We start from the raw sequence: 18,720 nt of genomic DNA, 5'->3' as shown, positions 1-18,720 counted from the left end.
CCATGACCGCCCTTGCTTATGCTTTCTTGTTGCGTAGCACTTGCAGACAACGCTTGAGTTGATCGTCCAGCGGCGCTTCTATACGAATAGTTTCGCCGGTATTAGGGTGGGTAAATTTCAACGCTGCGGCATGCAGAAACAGCCGTGTTAACCCGGTGCCTGCCAGTTGTTTATCAAACTCACGATCACCATATCGATCGTCAAAGGCAATGGGATGACCCGCATATTGGGTATGGACGCGAATTTGATGCGTACGACCCGTTACCGGGCTGCAACGCACCAGTGTCGCGACCTCATAACGCTCTTCGACTTTAAAGCGGGTTTCTGACGGCTTTCCTTCCTGGTTCACGCGCACAATACGCTCACCGCTTTGAAGAATATTTTTCAACAGCGGCGCCTGCACCACTTTGACGTGGGACTGCCACTGGCCGCGCACCAGCGCCAGATAATCTTTCTGCATGCCTTTATCACGCAACTGCTCATGCAGCGAACGCAGCGCGGAACGTTTTTTGGCAACCAGCAACACACCGGAGGTGTCACGATCCAGACGGTGCACCAGTTCCAGAAAACGCGCTTGCGGACGTAATGCACGCAGCCCTTCAATGACGCCGAAACTTAACCCACTACCGCCGTGTACCGCAGTACCAGAGGGTTTATTCAGCACCAGGATATGTTCATCTTCATAAAGAATGACGTCGCTCAGCGCGGCAACTTTTTGCAGGTGCGGCGAAACCGCTTCCTCTTCCCGTTCCGCAACGCGGACAGGTGGAATACGCACTTCATCGCCCGCTTCCAGCTTATATTCAGGCTTCACGCGTTTTTTATTCACGCGGACTTCGCCTTTACGCAAGATGCGGTAAATCATACTTTTTGGCACACCTTTCAGTTGGGTGCGCAAAAAGTTATCGATGCGTTGCCCCGCTTCGTCATCGGCGATAGCAACAATTTTTACGGAAGGAGTCTCAGTTTTCATGGGAGGCGATTCTAAATAGCGTCGATGAATAGCGCCACTCATTTTTATATGCTTATATTTACTTTTGATCCTGGTCTGCTTCGTTCGACACAGACGTTTTGGCGGTTATTAAACCAATCGCCAGGCAAAAGTGAAAAAACTGTGAGTAACCGGGTGATAAAAGGTAAAAGTCAGCTTGCTATAACAGGGTTCGCAAGGAATAATGTTGCAGTTTTCCGCGTTGGATCTTGTTATAACAAGCAATTGTGCGGAATGACCAGTTTTGCCTGTCCGACCATACACGCAGCAATGGCGTAAGACGTATTGGACTTTCAGGCAGTTAGCGGGCTGCGGGTTGCAGTCCTTACCGGTAGATGGAATCTTCTCTGGAGAGTTTTTCCCAGGCTGTTCCCCTGATAATTGCGCTGTGTTTTCCACAGGAAATACAGGCAACCGACACACTGCGCCTCTTAAGCGAACGACAACCGTGAGGTTGGCGACGTGAACAGACACGAGGCCATCGGTTCTCCCCCGGAAAGGCGTCATCATGCCCGCAGCTTAGTCGTCAATGTAAGAATAATGAGTAAGTTACGATGAAAAGAATGTTAATCAACGCAACTCAGCAAGAAGAGTTGCGTGTCGCCCTTGTTGATGGGCAGCGTCTGTACGATCTGGATATTGAAAGTCCTGGACACGAGCAGAAAAAAGCGAACATCTACAAAGGTAAAATCACCCGAATTGAACCGAGCCTGGAAGCTGCCTTTGTTGATTATGGCGCTGAACGTCACGGTTTCCTTCCTCTCAAAGAAATTGCCCGCGAATATTTCCCTGCCAATTACAACTCTCATGGCCGTCCGAACATCAAAGATGTGTTGCGCGAAGGTCAGGAAGTTATCGTCCAGATTGATAAAGAAGAACGCGGCAACAAAGGCGCTGCGCTGACTACCTTTATTAGCCTGGCAGGCAGCTATCTGGTACTGATGCCAAACAACCCGCGCGCGGGTGGCATTTCTCGTCGTATTGAAGGCGATGACCGTACCGAACTGAAAGAAGCGCTGGCCAGCCTCGAATTGCCCGATGGCATGGGTCTGATCGTCCGCACCGCCGGTGTGGGTAAATCTGCCGATGCCCTACAGTGGGATCTGAGCTTCCGCCTGAAACACTGGGAAGCTATTCAGAAGGCCGCTGAAAACCGCCCTGCTCCGTTCCTGATTCACCAGGAAAGTAACGTTATCGTTCGTGCTTTCCGTGATTATCTGCGTCAGGACATCGGCGAAATCCTTATCGATAACCCGAAAGTGCTTGAGCTGGCTCGCCAGCATATCTCCGCGCTGGGCCGTCCGGATTTCAGCAGCAAAATTAAGCTCTACACCGGTGAAATCCCGCTGTTTAGCCACTACCAAATCGAATCGCAGATTGAATCCGCCTTCCAGCGTGAAGTCCGTCTGCCGTCCGGCGGCTCTATCGTTATTGATAGCACCGAAGCGTTGACCGCCATCGATATCAACTCCGCGCGCGCAACCCGTGGCGGTGATATCGAAGAGACCGCCTTTAACACTAACCTGGAAGCGGCCGACGAAATTGCACGTCAGTTGCGTCTGCGTGACCTCGGCGGTCTGATCGTTATCGACTTTATCGATATGACGCCGGTACGCCATCAGCGCGCGGTGGAAAACCGTCTGCGCGAAGCCGTTCGTCAGGACCGTGCGCGTATTCAAATCAGCCATATTTCTCGCTTCGGCCTGCTGGAGATGTCCCGTCAGCGCCTGAGCCCGTCACTCGGCGAGTCCAGTCACCATGTGTGCCCGCGTTGTAGCGGAACCGGGACTATCCGTGACAACGAATCCCTGTCACTTTCTATTCTGCGTCTCATCGAAGAAGAAGCGCTGAAAGAGAATACCCAGGAAGTGCATGCCATCGTTCCGGTGCCGATCGCCTCCTATCTGTTGAACGAAAAACGCGCCGCAGTAAGCGCTATTGAAACCCGTCAGGGTGGCGTGCGTTGCGTAATCGTACCGAACGACCAGATGGAAACGCCGCACTATTCCGTACTGCGCGTGCGTAAAGGCGAAGAGACAACCACCCTCAGCTACATGCTGCCGAAACTGCATGAAGAAGAGATGGCTATGCCGTCAGATGAAGAATCTGCTGAGCGTAAACGCCCTGAGCAGCCTGCGCTGGCGACCTTTGTCATGCCGGAAGTTCCGCCTGCGCCAACGGCACCTGAAGCCCCTGTAGCGAAGCCGCAACCGGCTGCCAGCAGCGAGCCTTCGGTAGCCGCACCTGCAGCCCCAGGCCTTCTTAGCCGTCTTGTCTCCGCCCTGAAAAACCTGTTTGCCGGGAGTGAAACTGCCGCACCAGTCGAAGTTCAGGAAGAGAAAAAAGAAGAGAAGCAGGAGCGCCAGCAAGATCGCCGCAAATCGCGCCAGGGTAACCGTCGCGACCGCAATGAACGTCGTGAGCCGCGTGCAGAAGGTAATGAAGCGCGCGAGAACCGAGATGACACTCGCCGTAATCGCCGTGAGAAACCACAGCAGAATGCCGAAGCGCGTGAAGCTCGTCAGCCAGTACCTGTGGCTGTAGAAGAGACAGAAAAAACGAAACAGCGTGATGAGCAGCAGCCTTCCCGCCGCGAGCGCAATCGTCGTCGTAATAACGACGAAAAACGCCAGGCGCAGCAGGATGTGAAAGCGCTGAACCGTGAAGAACAACCTGAGCAGGAAGCCGAACAGGAAGAGCGCGTTCAGGTGATGCCGCGTCGTAAACAGCGTCAGTTGAACCAAAAAGTCCGTTTCGGTGATGCTCCGGCAAGCACAAGTGAAGAGAGTGTTGCCGTAGAACCGGTCGCCACGGAAACCCCTGTACAGCGTACAGAACTGGCGAAACTGGACCTGCCGGCTGTTGTAGAGAACGTCGCTGAGCAAGAAGAAACCGCAGAAAATCGTGATACCGCAGGTATGCCGCGTCGTTCTCGCCGTTCGCCGCGTCATCTGCGCGTCAGTGGTCAGCGTCGCCGTCGCTACCGTGATGAGCGTTACCCGGCACAGTCCGCAATGCCGCTGGAGATTGCCTGTGCTTCTCCGGAAATGGCGTCCGGTAAAGTATGGGTTCGCTATCCGGTTACGCGTCCTCAGGACGAGGTGCAAGAAGCACCGGTTGTTGAGCAGCAAAACAGTGTCACCGCTACCGATGTCGCACCTGCCATTGCCGAAGTCGAACAAGTTGTGGCCACCGCTCAGCAAGAACAGCAGTCCGTCGTAGCTAATGTACAGGCACCGGCTGAGGAAGTGGTTGAAGTTGCACCGCAGGCGCCGGTTATCGAGCCAGAGCCTGTTGTGGTGGAAACCACGCATCCGGAAGTGATCGAAGCCCCGGTTGAAGCACAGCCGGAACTGATCGCAGAGGAAGACCGTCCGGTCGCCGAAGAGGTAGCGCAAGCCGCTGAACCTGCGGTTGTTACACCGGTTGTTGAAGAAGCACCTGTTGCAGAGCAACCGCAAACGCCTGCCGCCGTCGAGGAAAAACAGCCAGAAGCTACTCCGGTAGCCCCGGTTGTTGAACCTGTGGCACCGGTTGCTGCAGCGATTGAGCGCGTAGCCCCTGTGGCAGCCAGCGAGGTCCATCACGCCACTGCGCCGATGACCAAAGCACCTGCACCTGCTTATGTGCCGGAAGCGCCGCGTCACAGTGACTGGGTCCGTCCACAGTTCAACTTTGACGGCAAAGGTTCTGCAGGCGGTCACAGCGCCACGCATACCGCAACAGCGCCAGCCACACGACCAAACGCCGCGGAATAAGCACTCTGCTGATAAAAGCCGACCTCAAGGTCGGCTTTTTTTATGCTTTCAGCGCAGGCTGTCGCATTCCGCTCAGGCCCGGCATCACCTCGCGCATCAACTGGAGAAACATCCGCAAACGTGCCGGGTAATAACGCGCCCAGGGGTACACCAGATGCACTGGCAACGGTGGTATCTGCCACTCAGGCAGTAAAGCCACCAGTCTACCGTTGCCGATATCCTGCTCCACCGCCCAGCTTGAGACAATGGCTACACCCAGTCCCGACAGCGCGGTATTACGTGCCACATATAAACTGTCGGTATAGAGCCTGGGCGCAATGGTTATTTGCTCTGTTACCCCGCTAAGCGCGTTTGTGACGGCAACGTTATGCTGGTAGAAGGTGCTTAACGCAATCCACGGCAGCACCTCCAGATCCTGCGGCGTGCGAATTTCCGCAAAGCGGGCTAACAGTGTTGGCGATGCGACAATGGAACGCGGAACTTCGGCAAGCAGGACGGAAACCGTCGCCGGGTCCACTTCGGCCCCAACGCGAATCGCGCAATCAAGATTCTCGCTGAGAAAATTGACGGTCTTATCATTAAGCATCCATTGCACTGAAAGCTGCGGATAGCGCTCCAGAAAATGCGTCAGCGGGGCCAGGAGCTGTTCCTGACCGAAGGCATGAGGCGCCCGTACGCGAAGCATTCCGACGGGCTCGTCTTCTGCCTGGCTCAGTTCATCTTCCAGCGCAAGCCAGGCATCAATGACACGTCTCGCGTGTTGATAGCAGCGCTCGCCATCGTCGGTGAGCTTCATCGCATGGGTGGTACGAAGAACCAGTTTGACTCCGAGCATGGTTTCCAGCGACTGCAGGCGACGACTCACTGTGGCCTGCGTGGTATTGAGCTGGCGCGCTGCGGCCGATAGCGACCCCGCCTCAACAATGCGCACCAGCGTGCGCATCAGATCAACGCGGTCTATACGTTCTGCACGCTGCATTTAAATTTCTCCCATACGTTTCGCGTATAACCCTTTTACCACTCTGCTGGCTACCGCGTCACGCTGTAATCGACAAAAATACATTCACACCAACTATGAATATGTTTGAGGAAAAGTTATGAACCGTCGTTCTCAATCGTTAAATCCGGCGCAGTGGATTATCTTTGCGCTGGCGCTGGGGGCGGGTTTTAGCGTCGCCGCGATTTATTATGCACAACCCTTATTACCGCTGATGGGCAGCGATCTGCATTTGACCGTTAACGGAATGGGGCTGGTTCCGACGCTGACGCAGGCTGGCTACGCGCTGGGCATCCTCTTTTTATTGCCGCTGGGCGACCGTTACGATCGTCGTCATCTTATTCTTGCGAAAAGCGTGGCGCTGGCTTTACTGCTGCTGGCCTGTAGCCTGATGACACATTTGCCGGGGTTATTACTTATCAGTCTCTTGATCGGGATGGCGGCCACTATGGCGCAGGATATTGTTCCCGCCGCCGCCATTCTTGCCCCCGAAGGTAAGCAAGGAAAAACCGTCGGTACAGTGATGACGGGGTTACTGTTGGGTATTTTACTTTCTCGTACCGTGAGCGGCGTTGTCGGCGCAGCGTTTGGCTGGCGCATTATGTTCCAGCTTGCTGCTGCCAGCATTGCATTTATCGCCGTTCTGATGTGGTTTGTGTTGCCGCGATTCGCCGCGCATTCAACGCTCGGTTATCCCGCGCTGATGAAAACGATGGCGCATCTTTGGCAGCGTTACCCTGCCCTACGCCGTGCTGCGTTTGCGCAGGGCTTTTTATCCATCGCGTTTAGCGCTTTCTGGTCAACGCTCGCAGTAATGTTGCTGGATAACTATCAGCTCGGAAGCGCCGTCGCAGGCATGTTTGGTATTGCAGGTGCAGCAGGCGCACTGGCGGCACCTTTAGCAGGGGGGCTGGCAGATAAAGTTGGTGCTGAAAAAGTGACTCAACTGGGTGCCGGGCTGGTCACAATATCCTTTGCGCTGATGTTCGCACTGCCAGCATTGCCACCGCATGGACAACTGGCACTGATAGCCCTGTCGGCTGTTGGTTTTGATCTTGGCTTACAGTCCAGTCTCGTGGCGCACCAGAATCTGGTATATGGACTGGAGCCAAAGGCGCGTGGCCGTCTGAATGCCCTTCTCTTTACTGTGGTGTTCATTGGGATGGCGCTGGGTTCAGCGCTGGGCAGTAAAATTTATACTATCGCGGCATGGCCTGGCGTGGTGGCGTTGGCAACGTTGACTGGCGCAGTCGCCCTGGTGATCCGTTTAGTGGATAACCGTCGTGTTACTGCACAATCGCGAAATATCGGCTAAAAAAAAGGCCCGCACCGGATACCGGTGCAGGCACACAGAACATGTTCCAGTTTCCAGACATGTTCTAAAGCGAAGATTACTTATTGAGCTGGAACAGCGACATGCCTTGCATGTCGCTAAATGTTTTATAGGATGCCTGCAATGCCGTCTGCTGCATGGTGTAAGACGAGATGACCGAGTTCCAGTCTACATCGACGAGATCACTCATCTGTGTTTTCAGCGAAAGCGAACGGTCATCACCCAATTCATCGAGATTGGTCAGCTCTTGTAACTGTGTACCCAACTGTGCACGAACGGTCGATACGTTATTCAGCGAGTTAGTCAGGCCACGGTTGGCTTTATCCAGGGCTGCCTGAGAAACAGCCTGTGCTGCCTCGTCACCTGAAACCGGGACTTTCAGCGCTGCGATTGCGTCATCTAACATACTGAACACGTTGGTTTGCGAAGTGCTACCATCCGGCTCCGGGATCGCATTGCTGGTAATACTATTGAAAACCTGGTTACCCGTATGGGCAATTACCATGCTACGGGACGCATCCACCTGCTGACTGATCGCAACATTGCCGCCGTTGTAAGCACCTGCGGCATTAAACGGTGGAGTGTCGGTTTTATAGCCACCAAAAATATAGCGACCATTACCATCAGTGCTGTTTGCCAGGTTGAGCAATTGATCGCGAACACCTTGTAGTTCTGTCGCCATAGACGCACGGTCATCGTCGCTCAGTGTACCGTTCGCAGCCGCAACCAGTGAGGTATGTGCCGCAGTTACAGCAGTGGTCACCTGCGACAACACATTCTCTTCCAGCGATACTTTCTGGGTAGCGAAAGTACGCGCGGTTTTATACTGTTCGTTCTGCTGCTGCGCCTGAGAAACCACTACAGCCTGGGAGGCGGCAATCGGATCGTCAGAAGGCTTATTCACGCGCTGGCCTGTCGACATTTGCAAGCCATAATCCATCCACTTAGTCTGTGAATTGGTAATGCCACGCATGTTTTGGTCATACATCATCTGAGTACTAATACGCATCTCTTACCCCTTACTTAGCGTACGTTCAGTATCGCATCGAACAGCGTGTTTGCCGTCTGCAACACCTGCGCGTTTGCGAGATAATATTGCTGGTAACGCTGCAGGTTACCGTACTCTTCGTCGAGGTTGACGCCAGAAATCGATTGTTGCTGGTCAGAAAGCTGCGTAACCACATTCGCCTGCGTCGTACTGCTTGTTTTCAGCGTAGAGGTCGTTGTACCGACATAGCTGATCATTGACGCGTAGGCATCGTTAAAACTTTTTGTATTGCCGATGACTTTGCTGTTTTGCAGATTTAACAGCGCCTGACCATTGGTGTTGTCACTTTTACCGGAAGTCGCGCTGGCGGCCATGGCAATTTTCGACTCATCGGTGATGGCCACACTCATATTGGTAATGGCGTTCACGACCGGTTTCACCGTGAAACTGTCGTTTTTGTTCGCTGTACCGGAAACGCTGATAGTCAGACCGTCAAAACTGAGGTTGCCGCTGGCATCAGGTGCGACGGCAAACGCCGTGTTATCCGCCAGTCGGGTCACATTCCAGCCAGTATCGGTTTTAATCAGTTTATAATCCGTCGCCTGCACTTGTGTACGGTCACTGATGGTTGCTGTCAGCGCGCCAGTACCGGTGTTTTTCGCATTGCTCAGAGTGGACGGCGTGCCAATCGTGAAGAAGTCAGTACCTTGATCACCATCGACATCATAGCCTTGTTTATGCTGAGCATTGAACGCATCGGCGAACGCATAAGCCAGTTGGCCCAGCGTATTGCGTGTCTTATCCAGATCCTGAGAGCGGAAAGTCAACACGCCCCCCAGTGAACCGGTGGTCAGCAGTTTTTCCGGAATTTCAATGTTCCCTGCGGTCGGGTCAACATAAGCAACCGTCGTACGGGCAGGGTCATCACTGGATGCCACCGCGGCCAGTTGACGGGCTGTACTGCCCTGAACCAGCGTATAGCCATTCGCCATTGTGATGTTAAACGTGCTGTTGTCCTGGACACTGACTTCAACGCCCACAATACCGTTTAGCTCACTTACCAGTTGGTCGCGCTGATCCAGCAAATCGTTCGGCGATGCGCCGCCACCTACTGCCGTCAGACGTGAAATTTGGTCGTTCAGATTAGCGATTTGGCTGGTGTAGTTATTAATCTGATCAACGCTTGAGGAGATAGAGGTGTTAACCTGTTTGTCCTGATCGCGCAGGTACTGGTCAGCCACTTTAAACTGGTTAACCAGACCATCGGCTTTACCCAGTACACTCTGACGGGATGATGAATCCTCGGCGTTACTGACCAGCGTCTGAACACTGGAGAAGAAACCTTGCAGCGCAGTGGCCAGCGTATTGGTTGAACCCGACAGCATGTTGTCAATTTTTGACATCTGGTTATAACGGGTCGTCAGGCTGCTGCTCTGGGTATTCGCTGCGCGTAACTGGTTCGTAATAAACGAATCATATTCACGTTGCACACCAGAGACAAACGCACCGTTGCCAATCCACCCACCAGCACCCAGGGTGCTATTCGCCGCAGTCAGGACTGTTGTCTGGCGGGTATAGCCCGTCACGTTATAACTTGAAATGTTATTACTGGTGGTATTAAGCGCCGCCTGGGCTGCACTGAGCCCACTCATCGCGGTATTAATCAAGTTGGCCATTGAGGTTCCTTATAAACTTTGAGACATAAGTCCTGCTAACGATTATCGGCAACCCTGAGCTGAACTTGAGTCGTTTCAGAACAGATTTTCAATATCATTACTGTAGGCCTTGCTGACCTTCTCGCCCATCGACTTAAGCTGCTGAATCATACTTGTCAGTTTCTGCGCATATTTCGGATCGGTGGCATAACCCGCGTTCTGTAATGCCTGAGCGCCTTGTTCCGGCGTTGCCGCTGTCGTCACCGCCGCATACCGCGGATTGCGACTTAGCATGCTGACATAATCAGAGAGCGCTTCCAGATACGAGCTGTAGACACGGAACCTGGCTTTGACCTTTTTGGCTTCGCCATTTTCATATTCAGTGGTGGTGATTTCGGTGGTCGGCCCTTTCCAACCAGGCGTCGCCTTCACGCCGAAAATGTTAAAACTCGGCGCACCGTTTTCACGGGTGATTTGTCGCTGGCCCCACCCCGATTCCAGCGCGGCCTGCGCCAGGATCAGATGGTGAGGAACCCCGCTTTGCTCACTGGCAAGACGAGCAGGCAGGGAAAGTTGAGCCAGGAAGTCTTTACTGTCACCGCTCAGCGGCTCGTCACTCGTTTCCGGCGCTTTCGGCAGTGCCTTACGCACCATTTGCGTAATAGCCTGGCTTTGATAGGTGTTGATGGTTTCGGGATCGAATTTCATCGGCACCTGCTGCATCTGGTCACCCGCAGCAACCGGCGCCTGCCCGCCAGACATCTGTTGGACCATCATATCGGCCAGTCCTAGTCCCTTGCCTGCCGTCATCTGCTGGGCAATTTGTTGGTCATATAAGCTGGTGTACATCCGCGTGGAATCGCTACTGAAAATACCGTCTTTAGGCAGGGCTTCGCGCATGCTTTTCAGCATCATTTGCACGAACATCCCCTCTACCTGACGCGCCACAGGCCGCAGGTTAGTCTGCGGGTCCTGTCCGGCTTTGGTTTTCAGATCGTTAAGCGATTGCGCGTCCCATGCCGCGCTCGCCATCAAGCGGCTGTCAGTCAGCATTAGATGATCTCCAGCTTAGCCCGCAGGCAACCTGCGCTCTGCATTGATTGCAAAATGGACATCAGGTCAATAGGTGTTGCGCCCAGCGCGTTCAGTGCACGTACCACGCTATTCAGATTGGCGCTGGAACGAATACTTTGCAGGGAGCCGCCACTCTGACGCAGGTCAATCTGTGTCTGCGGCGTGACCACTGTCTGACCACCGCCAAACGGCGTGTTCGGCTGGCTGACATTGGCTGACTGGTTGACCGTGACCGAGAGGTTCCCCTGTGCCACGGCGCAGTTATCCAGCGTTACTTCGCGGTTCATAACAACAGAACCTGTACGGGAGTTGATAACAATTTTAGCGTCCTGCGGCGCGACACCCACCTCAAGGTTCTGGATATCCGCCAGCATGCGGACCTGCGAACTGCCGCCTTGCGGCACGCGGACCTGAACCGTACGGGCATCCAGCGCGGTTGCGCCACCCATGCCACGACGGTTGATGGTGTCAGCAATCTGCTGCGCCATCGTGAAGTCGTCCTGGTTCAATTGCAGGTTGATGGTGTTGCCATTGCCAAACTGGGAAGGCAACTCGCGTTCAATCACGGCACCGCCAGTGATACGTCCACCGTTAAGCTGGTTAACCGCCACGCTGCTGCCACCGGCGGATGCGCCTGCGCCACCGACCAGGATATTCCCCTGTGCCAGGGCATAGACCTGACTATCCACCCCTTTCAGTGGGGTCATCAGCAGCGTACCGCCACGCAGGCTTTTCGCGTTACCCATAGAGGAGACCACCACGTCGATGGTCTGCCCCTGGCGGCCAAACGCCGGAAGCTGGGCGGTAACCATGACCGCCGCAACGTTTTTGAGCTGCATGTTGGTGCCTGCCGGGACGGTGATCCCCATCTGCGACAACATGTTATTCAGGCTCTGAGTAGTGAATGGCGTTTGGGTGGTCTGGTCACCCGTTCCGTCAAGGCCAACCACTAAGCCATAACCAATTAAGGAGTTTTCACGTACGCCCTGTACACTGGTGAGGTCCCGGATGCGGTCGGCCTGGGCGACAAACGCCACCAGCACTAACGCTATTCCAGCCAGAAATCTAAACATAATTCACCCCGGTTACATCGGCGATAAGTTGAGGAAGAAACGCTGCAGCCAGCCCATATTCTGCGCTTCGTTAATGTAGCCGTTGCCGACGTACTCGATGCGCGCGTCCGCCACCTGTGTGGACGGAACCGTATTGCTGCCGCTGATGGTGCGTGGGTTCACAACACCTGAGAAGCGGATAAATTCAGTGCCCTGGTTGATGGCGATCTGTTTTTCACCCACCACGTGTAAATTGCCGTTGATCAGAACCTGATCGACCGTAACGGTCAACGTGCCGCTAAATGTATTGCTGGCGTTAGCGCCGCCTTTGCCGTTAAACGAGTTGCTACCCGCGCTCGTCAGGTCTGCACGTGCATTGCCGAACAAGCCTTCCAGATAGCGAGGCGTAGTATCCATTGAGAAACTGCTTTTGCCATCGCGGCTGGCATTCGCTGATGAACTCTTACTGGCACTCACGTTTTCTTGCAGCACCAGCGTCAATGTATCCCCAACGTTACGCGGGCGACGGTCTTCAAACAGCGGCTGGTAGCCATAGTTGATAGGCTGCGCAGTCTGGTAAATAGAGCCATTGACGACCGGAACAGGTCCCGGTAGCGGTTGAGCGGTCGTTGCGCCCTGCACCAGCGGTGTTGAGGGAACCCAGGCACATCCGTTCAACATCAGTGCCAGTAAAGCTAACAGGGGGTAGCGGCCCGCGGCGTTTTTTTGCATTACATTCATCTTCGAAATCAGGGTTCCGGTGCAGCCTGCGCCGCACCGGATAACGCCTTAGAGTTGCGACAGTTTCTGCAGCATCTGATCGGTGGTCGATACCGCTTTGCTGTTAATTTCATAAGCGCGCTGAACCTGGATCATGTTCACCAGTTCTTCCGCTACGTTTACGTTCGAGGTTTCCACATACCCCTGATACAGCAGACCTGCCCCGTTCAGCCCCGGCGTGGTGGTGTTCGGCGTGCCGGAAGACTGTGTTTCGAGGTAAAGGTTTTCACCGATACTTTCCAGACCGGTGTCGTTCATAAAGGTTGTCAGGTTAAGCTGCCCCACCTGCACAGGCGCTGTCGCCCCCTGCTGCGTGGCACTGACCACACCGTCACGCCCAATGGTGATACTCAGGGTGTTAGCCGGAATGGTAATAGCAGGCTGAACCTGGAAGCCGCCCGACGTTACCAACTGGCCATTCTGGTCAACCTGGAATGAACCATCACGGGTATAAGCAGAGGTGCCGTCCGGCAGCAGGACCTGGAAAAAGCCCTCGCCTTTGATAGCCACATCTTTGCTGTTGTTTGTCTGGGAGAGGTTACCCTGGCTATGCAGACGTTCGGTGGCCACCGGGCGAACACCGGTACCAATCTGCAGGCCAGAAGGTAGCGTGGTCTGTTCAGAAGATTGCGCACCAGGCTGACGAATCGTCTGGTAAAGCAGATCTTCAAATACCGCGCGCTGACGCTTGAAACCATTGGTACTGACGTTCGCCAGGTTGTTGGCGATAACGTCCATATTGGTTTGCTGGGCGTCGAGGCCGGTTTTAGCGATCCATAATGAACCTATCATAGGAAATCCTGTTTATTAGCTCATGGACAGTAACTGGTTGGCACGCTGCTCATTCTCATCAACGTTACCAATAACTTTCATTTGCATTTCAAAGCGGCGCGCGCTGGCGATCATATCGGCCATTGCCGCCATAGGTTTAACGTTACTGCCTTCCAGCACACCTGACATGACGCGGATGTTTGGGTCCGGCTGTAACGTCTGGCCACGCGTGGCTTGCGCGCTTTGGCTGACGCGGAAAAGACCGTCATCACCACGCACCACTTCACTGCCGTTCGCTTTCACCAGTTTCAGTTTACCAATCGGGGAGACCGTGTTCGGCGGATCACCGGCGGTCAGGGCGGAAATGGTCCCGTCCGCGGCAATGGTGACCTGTGAACCTTCCGGAACAGCAATCGGCCCGTTCTCACCCATGACCGGATGCCCCTGAATGGTCAGTTGCCCGGTCGGTGTGACCTGAATGTTACCGTTACGGGTATACCCTTCGGAACCATCCGCGCTCTGCACCGCCAGCCAGCCATCCTGTTGCAGGGCAACATCCAGTGGGCGTGACGTGTAGTTCAGATCGCCTGGCGTCATATCAGCGCCAGGTGTGGTCTCGGCGACGAGTGTACGGGTCGGCAGCGACAACCCTTCTACCGGTACCGCACGCAGCGCACTAAGCTGCGCACGAAAACCCGGTGTTGAAGCGTTGGCCAGGTTGCTGGCGGTGACAGACTGCTGGTTCAGCGTCTGACTTGCCGCACCCATCGCTGTGTATATTGCGTGATCCATTAGACCATCCCGTCAGCCGATTAACGCAGGTTAACCAGCGTGTTAAGGATCTGATCCTGGGTTTTGATGGTCTGCGCATTCGACTGATAGTTACGCTGCGCGACGATCATATTGACCAGTTCTTTACTCAGATCCACGTTAGAGGCTTCGAGTGCGCCGTTGGTCAGCGAACCGAAGTTACCCGTACCTGCCGTACCCAACAGCGCCACGCCAGATTTGTTAGTGGCAGACCATACGTTATCACCCTCAGATTTCAGGCCTTCGTTGTTGGCGAAGTTCGCCAGGACAATCTGACCCAGCACCTGTTTCTGTTCGTTGGAGTAGGAACCCACAACGGTACCGTCATCGTTAATGGTGTAGCTCACCATTGAACCCGGCTTGTAGCCGTTCTGCGAGGTGCTCACGACGGCGCTAGTAGTGTTCTGCTGCATGGAGTTCAGGAAACTCAGGGAGAATGTCGCCGCTGTAGCGCCGTTAAGCGTACCGGAAGTGACAGTAATGGCAGGGTTCGTATTCGCCGTCGTGGACAGATCGTAGTTACCGGTCGTGGTATTAAAGGTGTAGTTGTATACACCTTGCAGGCTACCGTTCTGATTAAAGACCATCTGCGCCGCTTTGGTCGCCGTAGAGCCCGTTACGCTGGAATCCTGCGTGTAGACATCCCATGTATTGTTATTTGTTGCGCTTTTGACATAAAACACGTTCATGTCGTGGGCGTTACCCTGGCTGTCGTAAACGGTGATCGGCCCTTTTAAGTTGTAGCTGTCAGCATTAGTCGGGTCGAACGTGGTCACTGTCGGCGTCTTAGAAGACGAGTTCAGGTTAACCGGCATCGTTGCGGTGGTGGTGATTTGTGCCGACATCAGCGTCGTTGGGATATTAATCCCCGTTGGGTTAGCGCCCGACTGGATGGTCGGAGGCGTACCGCTTGCCGGAAAACCCGTTACTTGCAGACCCTGCATGTTTACCAGGTTGCGGTTTTCATCCAGCGTGAACTGACCGTTACGGCTGTAATAAACAGAACCGTTGGTATCAACGAGGCGGAAGAAGCCATTCTGGCTAATCGCGACATCAAGGCCACGTCCCGTATTGGTGGTGGTACCGTCGTTAAAGTCCTGGGTAACGCCCGCGACTTTAACACCCAGACCTACTTTAGAACCCGCAAACATGTCAGCGAAGGACGCAGTACTGGATTTAAAGCCATACGTAGCGGAGTTGGCGATGTTGTTACCAATAAGATCGAGGTTGGTGGCCGCAGCATTCAGACCGCTGACCGCTTGTGAAAAGGCCATGACTTACTCCTGATAAGTGTTAAGGCTTAAATAATCTGCCGAACTTCGTTGAGCGTAGTGGTGCCGTAGGTACCTAAATCTAACTTGTTGCCTGATTCCGACAGCGTTACCCCCTGAACCAGAGCGTATTGCAGCGGCTGAGCAACCAGTTGCGTAGTGCCTGAACTGGCGGCGATAGAAACTTTATAAGAGCCATCTGGAGCGGTGGTGCCGTCCGAAAGCTTTCCATCCCAACTGAAGGTATGGACGCCAGCGGTCAGCGGCCCCAGGTTGACGGTCTGTACCACGGTGCCGTCTTTGCTGGTGATGGTCGCGGTCGCTTTATCTGCGGCCTGGGTCAGTTCAACACCAAACGGCGTTGTGGTTGAGCTGCCAGCCAGAATCGTCGTACCTTCAATCATTACACCGTGACCTACCAGATTGCTGGCCTGCAGCGCCTGGCTGTTATCGATCTGCCCGGAGATAGATCCCAGGGTGGTGTTCAGTTTTTCAATCCCGTTCAGCGTACTGATCTGCGCAAGCTGTGAGGTCAGTTCGTTGTTCTGAAGCGGATTGGTTGGGTCCTGGTTTTTTAACTGTGCGACCAACAGGGTCAGGAAGCTGCTCTGTAGGTCTGACGCGCTACTCGTAGTCAGTTGAGACGAGCTGCTACTGCTGCTGGTGGAGCTGACACTACTGCTGGACGTGTCGTTCACATTTACGGCGATAGACATTTATGTCTCCTTTTACTGGCCGAGAGTAAGCGTTTTGAGCATCATATTTTTAACGGTGTTGAGCACCTCCACGTTCGCCTGATAGCTGCGAGATGCGGACATGCTGTTCACCATTTCCCCAACAACATCAACGTTAGGCATTTTGACGTAGCCCTTCGCATCCGCCAGCGGGTTGCCGGGTTCATAAACCAGCTTGTCGGGTGCCTGGCTTTCAACAACGCCAGCCACTTTTACGCCACCCGTTGCCTGGCCTGGTGCAGCATCCACCTGGAAAACGACTTGCTTAGCGCGATAAGGTTGACCGTCCGGTCCGGCAACGCTGTCGGCGTTCGCCAGGTTACTGGCAGCCACGTTCAGACGTTTGGACTGCGCGGCAAGCGCGGAGCCGGAGATATCAAAAATATTCAGCAATGCCATGGTTAGTTATTCCCCTGCAACACGGACATCATGCTTTTAATCTGCCCGCCCAGCACGGTCAGCCCTGTCTGATACTTAAGGCTGTTATCCGCAAACTGCGTACGCTCGCGATCCATATCCACGGTGTTGCCATCGGCAGATGGTTGATCCGGAATACGATAAAGCAGGTCTGGAGACGGGGTGGAAATGGCTTGCGCCGGAATATGGCGACTGGAAGTTAACGCCAGCGAGACGCCTGTGTTCTCTGCACGGCCACGTTCCATCACCTTTTTCAGTTCGCTGGAAAAATCCATATCACGCGCCTGATACCCCGGGGTATCGGCGTTCGCAATATTGGCGGCCAGGATTTCCTGGCGCTGCGCGCTCAGATTCAGTGCTTCTTGCTGGAACCGTAACGCGGCATCAAGTTTATCGAGCATGGCTTCCCCGCTGATGACAATTATTTAGTCAACAGCTTAAATCTCCTTACCCACGCCTTATCGACGGAATAAGCGCAAAATGCGTCGCTATTTATTGCGTTGATAGATTTGCGTGACGGGTAGAATCCTGTCATCTCTTCAACAAACAACAGGCAGGAGTCTGCGATGAACACGTTGAAAAGCGGTTTAGCCGCGGCATTGCTGTTTTTGATTTTAAGCCCGCAAGTGTTGGCGCAAGACTTAAAAGCGCAGCTCACCGCGTTTTTTGCACAACGACTGGCTGGCTTTAGTGACGAGGTGGTGGTAACAATACGTACGCCGAAAAATCTTTATCCCACCTGTGAGCAACCGGCTTTAAGTTTGACGGGCTACGCTCAGCTTTGGGGGAACGTCAATGTATTGACGAACTGCGGTAACGAAAAGCGCTATTTGCAGGTAAACGTCCAGGCGACGGGTAATTATGTTGTCGCCGCTCAGGCGATTGCCCGTGGTAGTGTACTGACGCCGGAAAGCGTTACGCTCAAACGCGGCAGGCTCGATCAGTTACCGCCGAAAACAATGCTCGATATTTCTCAGGCACAAGATGCCGTAAGCCTTCGCGATCTCTCACCCGATCAACCGGTTCAGCTATCGATGCTGCGCCAGGCCTGGCGAGTCAAAGCCGGCCAGCGAGTGATGGTTGTAGCCAATGGCGAAGGCTTTAGTGTCAATAGTGAAGGCCAGGCGCTGAACAATGCGGCGGTGTCGCAAAGTGCCCGGGTACGCATGTCTTCAGGGCAAATTGTAAGTGGAATTGTCGGCGCTGATGGGAATATTCTGATTAACCTATAATCTTTTTAAAGAATTCGCGGCATCTGCCGATAAATAAGCAACGACTGAAGATGGCAGACCCAAAACGCCGGAAAACCTCTATGAGGACAAAACATTATGAGCATTGATCGTACATCGCCTTTAAAGCCGGTTAGCACCGTACAACCACGTGAAACCAGCGACCCCCAGGCAACGAAAGTACGTCTGGAAAAATCGAAAACCGCCAACAGCACGAGCGTAACGCTCAGTGATGCCCAATCCAAATTGATGCAGCCGGGTAGCAGCGACGTCAATATGGAACGTGTTGAACAACTGAAAACGGCAATCCGTAATGGTGAGCTAAAGATGGACACCGGTAAAATCGCCGATGCCCTGATTAATGAAGTGCAGAGTTACTTGAGTAAATAATGTATGAATCAACTGTCAGATATTCTTGATCAGATGACAGTTATCCTGAACGCATTAAAAGACGTGATGGATGCTGAGCAAAAACAACTCTCTGTGGGCCACGTGCATAGCAGCACGTTGCAACGCATTACGGAAGAGAAAAGCTCATTGCTTGCCACACTGGATTATCTCGAGCAGCAACGCCGCGAAGCGCAAAAGGTGCAAAGTAGCGCGAACGACGATATCGCCGATCGCTGGCAGATAATCACACGAAAAACGCAACACCTGCGGGATCTGAACCAACACAACGGCTGGTTGCTCGAAGGGCAAATTGCCCTTAACCGAAAAGCGCTCGAGGTACTGAAACCTCACCAGGAGCCAGGGCTTTATGGTGCGGACGGTCAGACCTTTACGGGTAGCAGGGGCGGAAAAAAGATTTCCATTTAGCTAACGCGTTCACATTCTTTTATGCGGGAGTCGACTGTCATGGT

Annotated in this window: 18 protein-coding genes; 5 read left to right on the top strand and 13 right to left on the bottom strand. The window is 53.9% G+C overall.

The annotated features are described in order from the left end of the window. Positions 1 to 16 precede the first annotated feature (16 nt). The gene (gene rluC / locus ACS0RQ_RS10695; protein ID WP_271849070.1) at positions 17 to 973 is read right to left on the bottom strand and encodes a 23S rRNA pseudouridine(955/2504/2580) synthase RluC; all 957 of its coding nucleotides are present in this window, start codon (positions 971 to 973) and stop codon (positions 17 to 19) included. Between the two features lie 572 nt (positions 974 to 1,545). On the opposite strand from rluC, the gene rne reads away from it, so the two are divergent. Further along, on the top strand, positions 1,546 to 4,749 hold the full coding sequence (gene rne / locus ACS0RQ_RS10690; protein WP_271849071.1) for a ribonuclease E: 3,204 nt from the start codon (positions 1,546 to 1,548) through the stop codon (positions 4,747 to 4,749). A gap of 40 nt (positions 4,750 to 4,789) precedes the next feature. Here rne and ACS0RQ_RS10685 read toward each other — a convergent pair whose 3' ends face one another. Next, a complete protein-coding gene (locus ACS0RQ_RS10685) occupies positions 4,790 to 5,728 on the bottom strand; it encodes a LysR family transcriptional regulator (protein WP_271849072.1) in 939 nt (312 codons plus the stop codon). 118 nt (positions 5,729 to 5,846) lie between these two features. On the opposite strand from ACS0RQ_RS10685, the gene ACS0RQ_RS10680 reads away from it, so the two are divergent. Continuing rightward, a complete protein-coding gene (locus ACS0RQ_RS10680; protein WP_271849073.1) occupies positions 5,847 to 7,061 on the top strand; it encodes an MFS transporter in 1,215 nt (404 codons plus the stop codon). Positions 7,062 to 7,137: 76 nt separating this feature from the next. Here the strand turns inward: ACS0RQ_RS10680 and flgL are convergent, their stop codons facing one another. From flgL to flgB, 11 genes are all read right to left on the bottom strand, one after another. Beyond that, positions 7,138 to 8,088 carry a flagellar hook-associated protein FlgL gene (flgL, locus tag ACS0RQ_RS10675; protein WP_107222872.1) on the bottom strand — a complete coding sequence of 317 codons (951 nt, stop codon included), beginning with the start codon at positions 8,086 to 8,088 and terminating at the stop codon, positions 7,138 to 7,140. Between the two features lie 14 nt (positions 8,089 to 8,102). Beyond that, positions 8,103 to 9,743, bottom strand: coding sequence for a flagellar hook-associated protein FlgK (gene flgK / locus ACS0RQ_RS10670; protein ID WP_271849074.1), 1,641 nt, complete (start codon positions 9,741 to 9,743; stop codon positions 8,103 to 8,105). Positions 9,744 to 9,818: 75 nt separating this feature from the next. Further along, a complete protein-coding gene (flgJ, locus tag ACS0RQ_RS10665) occupies positions 9,819 to 10,775 on the bottom strand; it encodes a flagellar assembly peptidoglycan hydrolase FlgJ (protein ID WP_271849075.1) in 957 nt (318 codons plus the stop codon). Next, positions 10,775 to 11,869, bottom strand: a complete 1,095-nt coding sequence (locus ACS0RQ_RS10660; RefSeq protein ID WP_041851739.1) for a flagellar basal body P-ring protein FlgI — start codon at positions 11,867 to 11,869, stop codon at positions 10,775 to 10,777. The genes flgJ and ACS0RQ_RS10660 overlap by 1 nt, the downstream gene beginning before the upstream one ends. A 12-nt stretch (positions 11,870 to 11,881) precedes the next feature. Further along, entirely contained in the window at positions 11,882 to 12,580 is a 699-nt protein-coding gene (locus ACS0RQ_RS10655; RefSeq protein ID WP_193793750.1) for a flagellar basal body L-ring protein FlgH, read from the bottom strand. Between the two features lie 57 nt (positions 12,581 to 12,637). Continuing rightward, on the bottom strand, positions 12,638 to 13,420 hold the full coding sequence (flgG, locus tag ACS0RQ_RS10650) for a flagellar basal-body rod protein FlgG (RefSeq protein ID WP_041851741.1): 783 nt from the start codon (positions 13,418 to 13,420) through the stop codon (positions 12,638 to 12,640). Between the two features lie 15 nt (positions 13,421 to 13,435). Continuing rightward, positions 13,436 to 14,191, bottom strand: a complete 756-nt coding sequence (locus ACS0RQ_RS10645; RefSeq protein WP_271849076.1) for a flagellar basal body rod protein FlgF — start codon at positions 14,189 to 14,191, stop codon at positions 13,436 to 13,438. A gap of 20 nt (positions 14,192 to 14,211) precedes the next feature. Next, the gene (flgE, locus tag ACS0RQ_RS10640) at positions 14,212 to 15,483 is read right to left on the bottom strand and encodes a flagellar hook protein FlgE (protein ID WP_108701063.1); all 1,272 of its coding nucleotides are present in this window, start codon (positions 15,481 to 15,483) and stop codon (positions 14,212 to 14,214) included. A gap of 26 nt (positions 15,484 to 15,509) precedes the next feature. Next, positions 15,510 to 16,196, bottom strand: coding sequence for a flagellar hook assembly protein FlgD (gene flgD / locus ACS0RQ_RS10635; RefSeq protein WP_193793753.1), 687 nt, complete (start codon positions 16,194 to 16,196; stop codon positions 15,510 to 15,512). Positions 16,197 to 16,208: 12 nt separating this feature from the next. Then, on the bottom strand, positions 16,209 to 16,613 hold the full coding sequence (gene flgC, locus ACS0RQ_RS10630; protein WP_041851745.1) for a flagellar basal body rod protein FlgC: 405 nt from the start codon (positions 16,611 to 16,613) through the stop codon (positions 16,209 to 16,211). A gap of 2 nt (positions 16,614 to 16,615) precedes the next feature. Then, positions 16,616 to 17,032: a flagellar basal body rod protein FlgB gene (gene flgB / locus ACS0RQ_RS10625; RefSeq protein ID WP_041851746.1), complete on the bottom strand. Its 417-nt coding sequence runs from the start codon at positions 17,030 to 17,032 to the stop codon at positions 16,616 to 16,618. A gap of 165 nt (positions 17,033 to 17,197) precedes the next feature. On the opposite strand from flgB, the gene flgA reads away from it, so the two are divergent. From flgA to flgN, 3 genes are all read left to right on the top strand, one after another. Further along, a complete protein-coding gene (gene flgA / locus ACS0RQ_RS10620; RefSeq protein WP_271849077.1) occupies positions 17,198 to 17,863 on the top strand; it encodes a flagellar basal body P-ring formation chaperone FlgA in 666 nt (221 codons plus the stop codon). 96 nt (positions 17,864 to 17,959) lie between these two features. Next, the gene (gene flgM, locus ACS0RQ_RS10615) at positions 17,960 to 18,250 is read left to right on the top strand and encodes a flagellar biosynthesis anti-sigma factor FlgM (RefSeq protein WP_271849078.1); all 291 of its coding nucleotides are present in this window, start codon (positions 17,960 to 17,962) and stop codon (positions 18,248 to 18,250) included. 3 nt (positions 18,251 to 18,253) lie between these two features. Then, complete coding sequence (gene flgN, locus ACS0RQ_RS10610) at positions 18,254 to 18,676, top strand: flagella biosynthesis chaperone FlgN (protein ID WP_041851749.1); 423 nt, start codon at positions 18,254 to 18,256, stop codon at positions 18,674 to 18,676. Positions 18,677 to 18,720: the final 44 nt, after the last annotated feature.

The organism is Phytobacter diazotrophicus, from assembly GCF_052061655.1.
Lineage (GTDB): Bacteria > Pseudomonadota > Gammaproteobacteria > Enterobacterales > Enterobacteriaceae > Phytobacter > Phytobacter diazotrophicus.
This window is presented reverse-complemented; position numbering and strand designations above follow the sequence as displayed.